This window comes from Bradyrhizobium sp. JR4.3, assembly GCF_040547695.1.
Classification (GTDB): domain Bacteria; phylum Pseudomonadota; class Alphaproteobacteria; order Rhizobiales; family Xanthobacteraceae; genus Bradyrhizobium; species Bradyrhizobium canariense.
Genome location: NZ_JBEPQF010000031.1, coordinates 54,852 through 67,739, shown reverse-complemented (window position 1 = coordinate 67,739; position 12,888 = coordinate 54,852). Strand labels below are relative to the sequence as shown.

Here is a 12,888-nt window from a genome sequence, read left to right as displayed (position 1 = left end):
CATCCCGCCAATCCAGATCAGGCTAGAGGCCGCCAACAAAGCAGACGTTCCCACGCCGATTGATCCAGTTAGGCCCAAGAGCGTCCCAGTGTTGAACAACAACCCGACAATGCCCCACAGCCAGAAGAGCAGTGTCAGAAGCCCGCGGCCGATGCGCTGATGACTTCTCAGCCGAAACGTTCGCTCCCATTGCTCCTTGCGCAAAAATAGTCCCATAGCGCTTAGATACTACTTCTTTGTGCCGTAGGGACTCTGGTTGGTTGGCGCTAACGAAATCTCTTCTTCGGAAGCTTTGTTGTAGATCGCGTTTTCGGTCCGCCCTAACTTCAGGCCGATCACTCGCGTCGGCGTGTTGCCTTTCACGAGCTGTCTGAGTTGGCTCACTTCGCCTGGGGTCCATGGTTTGCCGCTGTTACGGGTCGACTTCGCCATATTGCATTGCTCCTATTGATGGGTGCCGTAGCGATTGCCGGTTTTGGAGTTCACGTACGTGCCGCCACGATGAGATGAGCCGGAGATGCTCCCAACGAAGCTCCCCCCGTGGCTAGAAGTGTGATGTCCGCCGCCGTAACTGACGCGGCCTCCGTGTGATCCGCCGCGTGCACTCGCATCCTGGGTCAGAGCTAGAACCACCAGCAATCCCACGGTGGCTTTGATCGTATTCTTCACTGTTGCCCCCGCAAATTTGTGAAATTCTGGTTCCGCAAAAAGTTTGAGTGCGACGGGCACTCGCGGAGCGCCAGCAGGTTATCGTTATAGTAGCCATCGGCATGCGTTCGAACGTATTTGCCATTGGGACCATCGACGACGCCGATGTCAGCCCGCTTGCCATCGACCATCGTGAAAAAGGTGTTTGAGCCCGACTCGATGGATTGAATCACCTGCAATCTAGGCCATTTCCAGTTAGACCCGCCAAGGTGAGTGATGCCCTCATGGGGATTATCTCTAGGCTGCTTGTTGATACACGTGACCTGAGCATCGGCCATGTCAGTTGATCCTCCATTCTAGGAAAGGATGTTTCCAGCGATGCGGTCAAACCCCTGGCGGCCCTTGCGCCACGTCGACGACATGTCGTTCCGTACCTACTGTGATGACTATGGTGTAGCTCTTCTGTGCGCCGGCCTGATCGGTTGGCGGCGCCACATGAAGTTGACCTCCGTACCATTCACCTGGCATTAGCGTGTTGTCTTTGATGACCGACTGCTCGAGTACGGCCATGTTGCGCTGCCCAGTTTCCACCGTTGCAGCAATCATGGTCTCGTTCTGCACTGCTGCGTTGTTTTGCGCGATTACTGCAGCGGTCGGGCTGTAGAAGGTGCCAGTGCGCCCGCTCGGAGTGGTGTAGCTCCCATGTCCCGCGTGCGATGCGCTGTAGGCATTGGCGCCTGCTGCCAAGCCTGTGAGGAGGGCGGCTGCGACCTGCCGATTTCGCTCCTCTTGGACCAACATCTCGTAGGTCACGACTTTCATTTCGAAGTCAGAGCCAGCGGCGTGCTGGACAGCCTCGACTTGCGCAACGCGGAAGTCGACCGGCTGCTTGCTTAGATTGTTGATGCCGACGATGAACACGGGTCTCCCATTCGCCTGGAGCTGGCGCGAAGCCGGTCTCACGAGAACGAGTGAGTTCTTTTGTCGAGACACCAGGGCAGGCTGCCCATCTCGCATAAGCGCCTGCTGCTGCGGATTTGACGCTCGAAAAGAAACGGTCTCGCCAGTAGATACGCAGCCGCCCAGCATGACGCAAAGCGCCACGACGCCAAATCTACGCATTTGAAAAGCCCCCCGGCCCAAAAACAACAGGGCGCACTGAACCTCAACCAGTGCGCGAGATCAATAGGTTGCGCGCGTAAAATGCGGCAACTAGGGAAAAATATGCAGGGCTTGTGGACGAACGCGCCGAAGCGCCGCTAATGGAGGACCGGCGCCGAGGGTGGTCAACGCTTCGCCAGCCTCACGCCCGGCCCGCCGTCAATCGCTTGGCCGTCGTTGAGGAAGATAACTCCCGCCGCCTCGAAGGCGGCGCGGATATCGGCAACCGTCCTGGGCAACAACTCCTCACCGCGCTCCAGTCTGGTGATCGTGTTGGTGGACACTCCAGCGGCCTCAGCGATCTCGCGAACTCCCAGATTAAGAGCGGGTTGCAATTCAGGGGCCCGCCAGTTCACGCTGCCAAGCCAGCGTGCTAAAGCAGCTCGCAAGGGACCGGTGCCCGCCGGTCTAATGTTCTTTTCAACTCCCGTCGGCTCGCAAGGTCGGCGGGTTTCTTTTCCGCGGTCGCCGCCAGCAGGCTGAATCTTCGAGGACTAGCCGAGCCGCTGGAAGTAAGGCAGCAACTTCTCAAAAATCTCTGCTCGGTGCCGGTCGATTTCCCTGGTTAGCGCATCACTGAAGCCGGGCGCTTGAGCGTGGATTGTTTCACGATCTGCAGAGACTTTCTTTGGCGTTCCATTGATGACCACCCATCCAATCAAGGCCTTCCCATCCCATTCGACTGTCTGTGTGGTGCGATCGATAGACATGCTCACCTCCACGAGTTGCTAGCGTGCATTAGCACCACGGCGCGCCAGGCGCTGTTGCGAAAGCTAGCCGTCTTCGCAGGGAATACCGAAGTTGTCACAAGCGACAGCGAATGAATCTTTTGCTTTCGGATCCTCGAAGCAGAAGCGAGTGCCGATTTCCGCGCGATCGATCCACCAATCGACGTTACTGCTTTTAGCAATGCGGGAGGCTTCGCCTCGTAAAAGATCCAGTTGTCTCCCGGCAGCACGAACGATCAGGCAATTTTTCTCTTTGGACATATTACCTTCTCCAATGGCACAGGACGCCGAAGTCATTGGTACTAAGAGCCGTGAACACGAAGGCCGCAGCAGGGGACTGCTGCTGCGGCCCGCGCGCTCAAACGCCGGGTGAAAAACGACTAGGTGAAATATTTAGCCAGCCCCGGTGCGTTGATCGTAACGCAGCATCCCCGGCTCGCAATGTGATCTATTTCACAATCGGCAGAAGGCCTAACCTGCATCAGGGCGCCGGCTCTGCTATCCCATGAGGGTCGGGAACATTCGGCAATCTGGGCGCATTCGTCTCCAGCTCCGGGCGATATCTCGGAGCGACGCGTAGAACTTCCGGCCTCAGGAAACATCCTCTGGGGCCGGCTTTTTGTGGGATGCTGTGGCGAGAGCTTGATTTAGCCGTCGCCTATCCCATTTGGCATATGAAAGGTGGCAGTCCGAAGGCGGTTTTACCTCATGGAAAGCGACCGGGATATTTTGGCAATTCAGCGGAAGCTGGCACACTGTCGCCAGCTCGCGAAAGACTTTCCTGACGGACCAACGGCGAAGCATATCCGCGAGTTGGAGGACGACCTGAGGGCCGAGCTAGTGGCCGAGTTGCGCACCACAACACCGCCACCGGTTGACCAACCGCCGGTAGGAACTCGACCAGCGCTCCAATGTTGGCGCCTCATGCCCAAAGAGATCGCGATAGCGCTCTGGTCACTGGCTGCCGCCTGCGTAGTCGCGTTTAGCGTGGCGGCTCTCGTTTCTCCTCACTAACTGCCCAAAAGAGACGACCCCGGCTGGATTGCCTGGGGGGTCAAGGCCGGGGCCGCTCCGCCAGCTCGAAGAAGAGAGCTAGCGAGACAGCAAGCCGGGCAGTGATGCTAGGTTCCTACGGCTGTCAGCAGATCCCGCCCGAGTGTTAGCAGCCGCACGTAGGTACCGCTCTCGTGCAGATCGAGCCAGCCGCGCTCGACCGCATACCAAATCAGGCGGCGGACTGAACAGGAGTCTTCTTTTCATTCATTCTAGCAGCGCGTAAAAGAGTCCGCCGACTGAGACGGCATTTTTGGCTACATTTCGTCATTGAGCTACTTAACTTTCTAATCGACTAACACTTACTTATTTCCAAAATCATAGGAGCGCGAATGTCCTCTCAAGAAGAAGACGATCGACGCAAATTTTTAGAATCCTGCGGCAGGTTCGCCGCCGTAACACCTCCGACCATTACAGCGTTGCTTTCGACCTCACTGTGCAGCAACGCCATTGCCTGCTCCGACGGCCGGGGTCGTGTATGCCTAATAAGTATCGCTGAGCGTGGAAGGTCGTAACGACGGGCGGCCTTAGACTGTCGCGCATGCTTGGCCTGAGTTGCCCGCGACTGTCATGCCAGTTCGGGACGATATGCACAGATCCTGCGGCGCCGCATGCCGAGCAGACCATGCGCAAGCCGACGCTCGACCACGGTTGATCCTGCGGGAGTGTCTCGAGCCGCACGTCAACTCTGCGATCGCAACGGCCGTTCAGGCACTGGATGCTGCAGGTCACATGCCCGTCAGCCACCCATTCCGCAGGGCTGCGGGGCGGATAGTGGCCGGCCCATTTCGTGTATCGGCGAGTGCGCATGCCGCCATCAAAGCGGCATCGTAAGCAGCGCGCAAAATATCGATTCCTAGTAGGTCCGGGCGGGCGCGAACTACCGCTTGTCGTAGGTGGGGAAAAGTCGCTCGAAACGTCCGCCGGTCAGGGCGGCAGGTGCTCGCCTGAGCGACAAGCCAAAATGACGCCGCCGGGCAAACAATACCTTGTCCCGGCGGCGATCGGTTTAGTCCAGCCCCGAGAGGGATCAACAAAATCCCGGATACTGATACTACGGACAGAAGCGCGCGAAGTTTCAGTGCACCTCTCCGTGCATTGGATTCGAGGGCCTGCCGGTTCACGCTGGCCGGCCTGCCATTGTGCAGCAGAATGCCAAGCCCGAAGGCCCTAGCGGAATTCAGTATCTATTCTCGTGGAACACGCGCCTAGTGGATCCATCACCGGCCCATCACGGCCTCTATCGGTGACTGAGAGCCCCGTGCTCCCGCCAAGATATGCGGAGCCATTTATGCCCATGCTCACCACATCCCTGACAGAACGCCTCACCCAAATGGCGAGCGCCGCTCGCAGCCGGGCAGAGGCAACACCTCCGGGGCCCAAGCGGGAAGCTTTGCTAAAAGCCGCGCGCATGAGTGAGAACGCCTTGCACATTCAGCAATGGCTAAGCTCCCCCGGCCTCCGCCCCCCAACGTAAGGCCCCACTCGATGAGCATGCCGTCTCATGTGGCGGCCTCATCGTAAGCGATGGTTCGGGCTGACGGACCTCTGTGCTAGCACCACCGGTGCCGATCGTGCGGAACGGTAGCGGCGTCGGTCGCAGGAGCAGCCCTTGGCCGTTCCTGCGACCTTCACTTTCGCGGCTCCGGCGCTCTAATCCGCAATTGAATCGGCGGCCGGGAGCATTGGGGGCTGGAGGGCGAGCCATGCCATGTTCGCTCCAAACTGACAAGGCGCCACCGGTAGTTGTACGGAGTCCATTTTCGGAACGGGGTGTTCTACTGTGAGAACACCGGCGCGATTTAAGTACCAAGCAATTTCATTTATCCGGGATGGCCGCAGTGGGGGCTGGAACCACGCTGCGGCCTTTCCCTGTTTGCGGCGGTCTCACAGAGCTGATTGTTTTCACGTGCATTGGGCAAGCGGCCGACTTAACCTGCGTTAAGGAGATCAGGCCCGCTCTCGCCGGGATTGTAGCCCTACCGATCTCCGGCTGGCCGTCATGTTCGACGATGCTGCTAAGTTCCGGCTAGAGTCTGAGGAATGCCGCAAGCAAGCGGGCATAACGCAAAACCCGTGCTCCAAGGCGCAGTGGCTTCTTTTCGCTGACGAGTGGCTAAAGCAGGCTGTTGCCGCTGAGGCTCTGGCGAAGCGCGAGGCGGCTGAACCTGTGGCCGCAAAGTAAGTCCGCCTCAGTGGTCGGCTTAGAGACGACCCCGGCTTCAGGGGGGCTTATGAGGGTGGCCGGGGCCGCTCCGCCAGCTCAGGAGAGGAGCTAGCAAAAGCTGCAAGCCGGTCAACGATGATAGGTTCCTCCCGGAGCGCCAGCCGGGGCCGGTAACGAACTGTTACAATCCGACTGGAATGTCGGGCTTGTGCCGCATTTGGTCCGGAGCGACCGTGTATAGTTCAATGAGTGCGTCGGATTCGGCCGGCGAAGTAAGCAGAGCAATATTTCTCAGGGGCACGCTCTTGCCCATTCCCGCCAATGACAACCACCTCTTGCTCACACCCGAGCAGGCGGCCTCTCGGCTTAACATCACCGAAGATCATCTCCGCGACCTCGTTAGCGAAGGCGCCATCGGATACATCAACGTCGGTCTCGGCAAAAAGCGGCCACGCCGCCGATTCACCGAGACGGATCTGAACGAGTTCATTGAGCGGCGGCGCGAGAGGGAAACGCCATGTCAGTCTACAAAGACCCACGGTCGCCTTACTACTCGTATGACTTCTGGCATGCCGGCAATAGGTTTCACGGCTCGACGAAATGCACGACTAAACCGGACGCGAGAAAATTCGAAGCTGCAGAGCTAGAGAAAGCCAAGGCGCTGGTGAAAGCGACGCGGCGCGCCAAGGCGTCGCTCGCAATCGATGATGTTGTTGACCGTCTCTGGATCGACAGCGCTCAATACGATGCGGAACCGAATGCCACCGAAACCAACCTTGCACGGCTGGTCGAGTACTTTGGCAAGGAGAAGCCGCTAACAGAGATCGACCACAAGGCAGCCAAGGAACTGGTGGCGTGGCGGCGAGGGCATCGGGTCTCGCGCCGCGGCAAGCGTACTAAGGAAGCGGAGCGCGCCCTGCCGCTGGTCTCAAACGCTACGGTCAACCGATCGGCGACCAAGGTGCTGCAGCGGCTGTTCACCTTCGCCAAGGCCGAGAAGGTGGTATTCGAGAATGAGCCCGAGTGGGACAAGCTTTTGCTGGCAGAGCCGGTGGAGCGTGTCCGCGAACTGAAGATCGAGGAAGCCGACGCCCTGGATGACGCGATGCGCGCCGACTATGGCCCGTTCTTTGATTTCGTTCGCGCTAGCGGCATGCGGCTGAGGGAATGCGTGACACTACGCTGGTCCGAGGTGGATTTCGGCACCAAGCAGATTGTTCGGCTCGGCAAGGGCGGGCGCCGCGTGGTGTTTCCGATCACGGCAGCGGTTCGCGAGATTCTGTTTCCGCTGCGGGGGCAGCACCCGGAGTTTTGCTTCACCTACGTGGCGGTCTACGGCAACAAGCGACTTGGCCGGGTGAGGGGTCAGCGCTACCCGCTAACCTACACTGGCGCTAAAACGGCCTGGCAGCGGCTGCGGGCCGGCTCTGGCCTGAAGGACTTTCGTTTCCACGACTTCAGGCACGACTTCGGAACCAAGCTTCTTCGCGACAGCGGTAACCTCAAGCTGGTGCAAAAGGCGCTCAATCACCGGGACATTAAGAGCACCCTGAGATACGCGCATGTGCTGGATGAGGACGTTGCCCTAGCGGTCGAGCGGCTCGCAGAGTCCCGGAAAAAGTCCCGGAGTAAGCTCCGGGAGGTGGGTTAAGCGCCTGATTTAACAAGGGAATGGAGAATCCGCATTCCACATTCCAGATGTCGTTTGCAGCAACGCTCGGGCTGGTGGCGCTGGTGCAGATCGGCATGCCGAATTTGTTTGCCTCGCCGGACCATTCGGCGACTGCACGCATTGCGATGTGGGGCGGCCGCGAGATCGCGATGCTGTTCATGGCTTCGCTGATTGCGGGACTTGCGACCACACCCTACGCCGCTTTCCACTTCCACCGTGTCACGCCGTTCGGCGTGCTCGCCAATCTCGGCGCGATGCCGGTGGTCTCGGCGCTGGTGATGCCGGCGGGGCTGTTGGGGCTGCTTGCTGCACCGTTCGGGCTGGACAGCGTGTTCTGGTGGCTGATGGGGATCGGCATCGACTGGATGGTCGCGGTCTCGCGCTGGGTCGCAGCATTGCCGGGTGCCGTCGGCCGCATCGCGGCGTTCGGGATCGGGCCGCTGATCGCGGCGAGCCTGGGAATCATCGTGCTGGGCTTGTTGCGGACGCCGCTGCGCTGGTCCGGCGCCCTGGTGCTGCTGGCAGCGATCCTCTGGGGACTGTCGGCGCGGCAGCCCGACATCCTGATCGCCGGGGATGGCGCGAGCGTCGCGGTGCGGGGCAAGGACGGATATCTGCACCTGATCAGGACCAGCAAGGACAGCTTTCTGCTCAAGGAATGGCTCGCTGCCGACGCCGATCCGCGCGATGCCGGCAGAGCCTCGCTGGCTGATGGCGTGTCCTGTGACGAATCCGGCTGCGTGACGCCACTGATCGACGGGAGGCTGGTCGCGCTGGCACTGCGGGTCGACGCTCTCGCCGACGATTGCAGTCGGGCCGCGCTGGTGGTGACGACGCGTCCCGCGCCGCCCGATTGCGCGGCGATGGTGGTCGATCGGCAGCGGCTCGCCAGCCAGAGCGCACTGGCGCTGACGCAGCGTGGTGACGGATTTGTGGTTCAGGCGGTGAGGGCGAGAGGCACGAGCCGCCCCTGGTTGCCGGCCGGCGCCGGCGAGGGTGATTTCGACGGCAGCCTTGCGCCGAAGGCGACCGCGCCCCGCATCAAGGACGCAACGCCGGCGGAGACCGACTTGCAGGCCGACGATTGATCTGATGGTGCGGAGCAACGCAGCGGGTCGGTGCGTCCGCTCGGATTCGCTGGCGCAAACCACACCATCTCGCCGGCCACGGCGCCGGCGATGGCAATTCAATCCTGACCTCCGACCTCGTAGCCGGAGGGCGGCTGTTTCAGCCGATCGGCAGGTGCGTGACGGTCGGCTGCCTGTCGGCGATGATCTGCGCCTTGTGCTCGCGCTCGATGACCGACTGGGTCACAGGCAGTTGCAGCACGGTCGCGCGCTGGCCTTCGACGAGCTGCGTCACCAGCACAAATTTGCCGTCGGGGAATTCGATCGCGTCATGATGGCGGTCGGGAACGTGCGGATCGATCTTGCCGAACTTGCCCACGCGGGAATTGATGGTCCGCGTCCAGATCCAGCGATTGTCGTAGCGGACGTCGTCTGCGAAGGCGAGCTCCGTTCCCGGCAGCAGGCAGACGGCAACAGACGGATCGGCTGCGGAGGCGAAGCCGCGCGTCGAGGTGCCGCGGAAATTTGTCGAGACGATCGTCTCGCCGACTTCGGCGGGGCGCGACGCGACGGCATGCAGGCTGTAGTCACACATCGGGTGCTCCTCATGCTGGGATAGCAACCCGCGTCTCTTATCGAGGCGCAGGCCTCTATCAGAGTTGAAGCACGAAAGCTCTGCTCGGTTGTGGGCAAATCTGCGGCTGGTTTCCGCAAGCCGCGATCACATTATCTTTCCCGAATTCAATAGGAACAAAGCGAGTTGCGATGCATTCGGGAGGCGCATGCGCGAATCTTGCCGGCTGGTGCAACGACCTCGATCGCTGGTCGCTGTTTCCTCGCACACCCGAGCCGCGAAGCGGTGCTGTTTCGGTGCTGCTTCGTGGGCGTCGCGAGGAGCCAGCGCCGGAGGAGGGGCCGGATAGTCTGTGCAGAACCAGAAAGACTATCCAGCCGGAGCGGACGATGATCCGCTCCAATCTCTGACCGGCGATGCCGATCGGAAGCGCGCGAGGCGCCAACTTCTCCAGGTATCAAGTACGTCCGGTATCAGTACTTCCGGTAAAGCCCGATCAGCTTGCCCTGAATCTTCACCCGATTGGGCGGCAGGATGCGGACCTCATATGCAGCGTTGGCGGGCTCGAGCGCGATCGAGGCGCCGCGACGGCGGAAGCGCTTCAGCGTCGCTTCCTCGTCGTCGATCAGCGCCACCACGATGTCGCCGGTATCGGCGCTCTCGTTGCGCTGAATCAGCGCCATGTCGCCGTCAAGGATGCCGGCATCAACCATGGAATCACCGCGCACTTCCAGCGCGTAATGTTCGCCCGAGCCGAGCATGTCGGGCGGTACGCTGATGGTGTGGCTGCGTGTCTGCAACGCCTCGATCGGCGTGCCGGCCGCGATGCGGCCCATCACCGGTACCGCCACGGGGCGTTCGCCCTCGTCCGCGGGCAGGCTGGAGCCCGCACGCACCTTGCCGAGATTGCCCTCGATGACGCTCGGGGTGAAGCCGCGGCGGCTGCCGGCGGCTGCCTGGAGCTCCGGCAGCTTGATGACTTCAATCGCACGGGCGCGGTTGGGCAGGCGTCGGATGAAGCCACGCTCCTCGAGCGCCGTGATCAGGCGATGGATGCCCGACTTCGAGCGCAGATCGAGCGCATCCTTCATCTCGTCGAAGGAGGGCGGCACGCCGCTTTCCTTCAGACGTTCACTGATGAACCGCAGAAGCTCGTATTGTTTGCGCGTTAACATCTCGACCAAAGTCCCCCGGTTGATGTCGTCCGATTCCGAGACGCAGAATTCGGCAATAAGCCGCTACATGCTCGAAACAAATCATGAACGGACACTATATGTTCGATACATGTTCCGCAACTGCTTAATTTACCGTGAACAGAGCAAACTCCGCGGAACGCGCGTTGCGGGGGTGCTCAGACGGGGAGCCGCAACACTTCGCAAGCTGTGCCGGCTTCGGCCTTCGGCGCGAATGGTGCGCGCACGAGAAGTACCTGTGCTGCAGCGAGATTCGCAAGCAGCGAAGAGTCCTGATGGTTGACGGGAAGAACGACGCGTGTGCCATCGTCACGCTCCTCCAGATGCGCGCGCAGATAGTCCTCGCGCTGGTCGTTGGCGCCGACGCCGCGGCCGAGCACGGCGCGTTCGCGGCGATGGTGAATCACTGAACGGCCCGACAGGGCGCGAATCAGCGGCACCATGAACAGGAAAGCGCACACGTAGGACGATACGGGATTGCCCGGCAGGCCGATCACACCCATTGCGCCGAGGCGCCCATGCATCATCGGCTTGCCTGGCCGCATCGCGATCTTCCAGAACGCCATCGCGATGCCTTCGTCCCTCAGTGCCTGCTGGACCAGATCGTGGTCGCCGACTGATGCGCCGCCGGTCGTGATCAGGATGTCGGCGCCGCTCTCACGGGCGCGGCGGATGCCCGCGGTGGTCGCCTCCAGCGTGTCGGCGGCAATACCGAGGTCGATGGTCTCGGCGCCCTCGCTGCGGGCGAGCGCGTGCAGGGCGTAACCGTTGGAATAGACGATCTGGCCGTGGCCGGGCGTGGTGCCCGGCATCACCAGCTCGTCGCCGGTGGCGAGAATCGCGACCTTCGGACGCCTGAAAACGGCAAGGTGCGGATAATTCATTCCGGCGGCGAGCGCGAGGTCGCGCTCGGTGAGACGACTTCCCTTGCGCAGGAGCACGTCGCCCTCGCGGAAATCGACGCCGGCGGGGCGGATGTGCCGTCCGGCGATCGCGGCTTCCTTGATCGTGATCCGCTGGCCGGCGGCGACCGTGTCCTCCTGGATCACGACGGCGTCCGCGCCACCGGGAACGACCGCGCCGGTGAAGATCCGTACGGCCTCGCCGGCGCCGATCGTCCCGGCGAACGGTCGGCCCGCCGCGACTTCGCCGATGACGGTCAGCTCCGAATCGATCGTCGCGGCATCGGCCGCGCGCACCGCGTAGCCGTCCATCGCCGACATCGCCTGCGGCGGCTGCGTGCGCCGCGCCGCGACGTCACGCGCGAGCACGCGATGGTAGGCCTCGTCGAGGGAGATCATTTCTTCCGGCAGCGGCTCTGCACCCGCCAGCACCGCGGCAAGCGCGTCGGAAACCGGCATCAAGGCCACGGCGAAAACTCCTGCTCGGCACGTTCGGGCGAATGTTCCGCACGTCTTCTAGCCGAGCGCGGGCGCAGAGGCAAAAACGGCTGAGCGGGCACAGTCATCCCGCCGCTTCACATTGTTCCGGAAGGCAGGATCAAGCGCGTCGCGGCATGATCCGAAGAACCTGACAAATCGGCAGGAGAGTGGTCATGGAAGCGACGAAAATCACGGCAAGGAAAATCACGGCAAGGCGAGAACGACGAGCGCCCTGGCCTGCATCGATCAGCTCCCTGCCTGCCCGGGAGTTACGTCGGGCGCCTTGGCTCCCTGGTCTTTGTCGGGCAGCGGATCGGCCTGGGATTTCAGGTCGGCGGCCTTGCTCACAAGCTTGGCGGAAAGGTCCGAATCTGAAGTTGTCCTGGCGAATTCAAGAAGAAGAGAGGCCTGCTTGGTGAGGTAGGTTTTGCCCAGCACGATGATGCATCCGTCCGTAGAAGTCCCAACGGACTCTAAGAGTCCGGAAGGCGGTATTCCGTTCCCGGAACTCTGTACAAAAATGCACAAAGTGATCGGGTTCCTCAATTTCTCAAAATTGGTCCCGTGGGGCGGTGCCGCCGTGGGTTTCGCGACACCGACTCCTCGTCAAATGCCCAATGCCTTCAATGCGTTCCCGACGTCACGCGGCGAGGTCACATGCACCGCCGTCAAGCCGCGCGCCCGCGCTCCCTCGATGTTTTCAGCAAGATCATCGAAGAACACGATGCGCCCGGCGGGCACGCCGATCGCCGCAACGACGTGGTCGAAGGCCTCCGCATCCGGTTTGCGCAAGCCGATGCTGGACGACAAATACAGCTCGCGGAAATGGCCGAGGAGGTCGGCATATTCCCTCGAGAAATGGTCCACGTGCGGCCGGTTGGTGTTGGAGAAAGCGTAGAGCGGCATCTGCTTCGCTGCCCGCGGTAGCAGCTCGGCGATGTCAGGCATTTCGCCGGCGAAGATCGCGTTCCAGCCTTCCAGGAACTGCGCGTCCGAAATGCCGATTCCGAGCGAGGCTCGCAATGAGGCGAAATAATCCTCATCGCTGATCTTCCCCATCTCGTGCAACCGATAGGCTTCGCTGTCCCGCACATAGCGCGCGACGATGGCTTCGGGCTTGCAGCCGGCATGTCCCGCCCAGCAGGCGATTGCCTTGGAGAAATCGATATCGAGCACCACGCGGCCGAGATCGAACAGGAGCGCATCCGCGCTGCCGGGAGAGAGCGATGTCACCTGCATCCTT

Annotated in this window: 12 protein-coding genes and 2 pseudogenes; 3 read left to right on the top strand and 11 right to left on the bottom strand. The window is 61.4% G+C overall.

Annotated features, from left to right (window positions below):
• Window positions 1-228 precede the first annotated feature (228 nt).
• The 6 genes from ABIB91_RS33210 to ABIB91_RS33185 form a co-directional block, all read right to left on the bottom strand.
• A complete protein-coding gene (locus tag ABIB91_RS33210; RefSeq protein ID WP_354170720.1) occupies window positions 229-432 on the bottom strand; it encodes a hypothetical protein in 204 nt (67 codons plus the stop codon).
• 233 nt (window positions 433-665) lie between these two features.
• Window positions 666-986 (bottom strand): DUF3892 domain-containing protein, encoded by a 321-nt coding sequence (locus ABIB91_RS33205; RefSeq protein ID WP_354170722.1) that lies wholly within the window; start codon window positions 984-986, stop codon window positions 666-668.
• A 46-nt stretch (window positions 987-1,032) separates the two neighbouring features.
• A complete protein-coding gene (locus tag ABIB91_RS33200; RefSeq protein WP_354170724.1) occupies window positions 1,033-1,569 on the bottom strand; it encodes a hypothetical protein in 537 nt (178 codons plus the stop codon).
• Window positions 1,570-1,934: 365 nt separating this feature from the next.
• The gene (locus ABIB91_RS33195) at window positions 1,935-2,093 is read right to left on the bottom strand and encodes a hypothetical protein (RefSeq protein WP_354170726.1); all 159 of its coding nucleotides are present in this window, start codon (window positions 2,091-2,093) and stop codon (window positions 1,935-1,937) included.
• Window positions 2,094-2,303: 210 nt separating this feature from the next.
• Window positions 2,304-2,519, bottom strand: coding sequence for a hypothetical protein (locus ABIB91_RS33190; RefSeq protein WP_007590575.1), 216 nt, complete (start codon window positions 2,517-2,519; stop codon window positions 2,304-2,306).
• Window positions 2,520-2,582: 63 nt separating this feature from the next.
• Window positions 2,583-2,798, bottom strand: coding sequence for a hypothetical protein (locus ABIB91_RS33185; RefSeq protein ID WP_354170728.1), 216 nt, complete (start codon window positions 2,796-2,798; stop codon window positions 2,583-2,585).
• Between the two features lie 3,156 nt (window positions 2,799-5,954).
• Between ABIB91_RS33185 and ABIB91_RS33180 the strand changes: the two are divergent.
• The 3 genes and pseudogenes from ABIB91_RS33180 to ABIB91_RS33170 all read left to right on the top strand — a co-directional run.
• Window positions 5,955-6,248 (top strand): annotated as a pseudogene (locus tag ABIB91_RS33180) (helix-turn-helix domain-containing protein); the annotation flags it as partial.
• 26 nt (window positions 6,249-6,274) lie between these two features.
• Entirely contained in the window at window positions 6,275-7,408 is a 1,134-nt protein-coding gene (locus tag ABIB91_RS33175; protein WP_354170730.1) for a tyrosine-type recombinase/integrase, read from the top strand.
• A gap of 32 nt (window positions 7,409-7,440) precedes the next feature.
• Window positions 7,441-8,517 (top strand): annotated as a pseudogene (locus tag ABIB91_RS33170) (ComEC/Rec2 family competence protein); the annotation flags it as partial.
• A gap of 139 nt (window positions 8,518-8,656) precedes the next feature.
• On the opposite strand, the gene ABIB91_RS33165 reads toward ABIB91_RS33170, so the two are convergent.
• The 5 genes from ABIB91_RS33165 to ABIB91_RS33145 all read right to left on the bottom strand — a co-directional run bounded on the left by ABIB91_RS33165 (window position 8,657) and on the right by ABIB91_RS33145 (window position 12,884).
• Window positions 8,657-9,091 carry a hypothetical protein gene (locus ABIB91_RS33165; RefSeq protein ID WP_354170732.1) on the bottom strand — a complete coding sequence of 145 codons (435 nt, stop codon included), beginning with the start codon at window positions 9,089-9,091 and terminating at the stop codon, window positions 8,657-8,659.
• Window positions 9,092-9,543: 452 nt separating this feature from the next.
• Entirely contained in the window at window positions 9,544-10,245 is a 702-nt protein-coding gene (gene lexA / locus ABIB91_RS33160; protein ID WP_007590583.1) for a transcriptional repressor LexA, read from the bottom strand.
• 176 nt (window positions 10,246-10,421) lie between these two features.
• Window positions 10,422-11,633: a molybdopterin molybdotransferase MoeA gene (locus ABIB91_RS33155; protein WP_354170735.1), complete on the bottom strand. Its 1,212-nt coding sequence runs from the start codon at window positions 11,631-11,633 to the stop codon at window positions 10,422-10,424.
• 258 nt (window positions 11,634-11,891) lie between these two features.
• Window positions 11,892-12,083 carry a hypothetical protein gene (locus tag ABIB91_RS33150; RefSeq protein ID WP_007590586.1) on the bottom strand — a complete coding sequence of 64 codons (192 nt, stop codon included), beginning with the start codon at window positions 12,081-12,083 and terminating at the stop codon, window positions 11,892-11,894.
• 168 nt (window positions 12,084-12,251) lie between these two features.
• Window positions 12,252-12,884 carry an HAD family hydrolase gene (locus ABIB91_RS33145; protein ID WP_027567128.1) on the bottom strand — a complete coding sequence of 211 codons (633 nt, stop codon included), beginning with the start codon at window positions 12,882-12,884 and terminating at the stop codon, window positions 12,252-12,254.
• Window positions 12,885-12,888 lie beyond the last annotated feature (4 nt).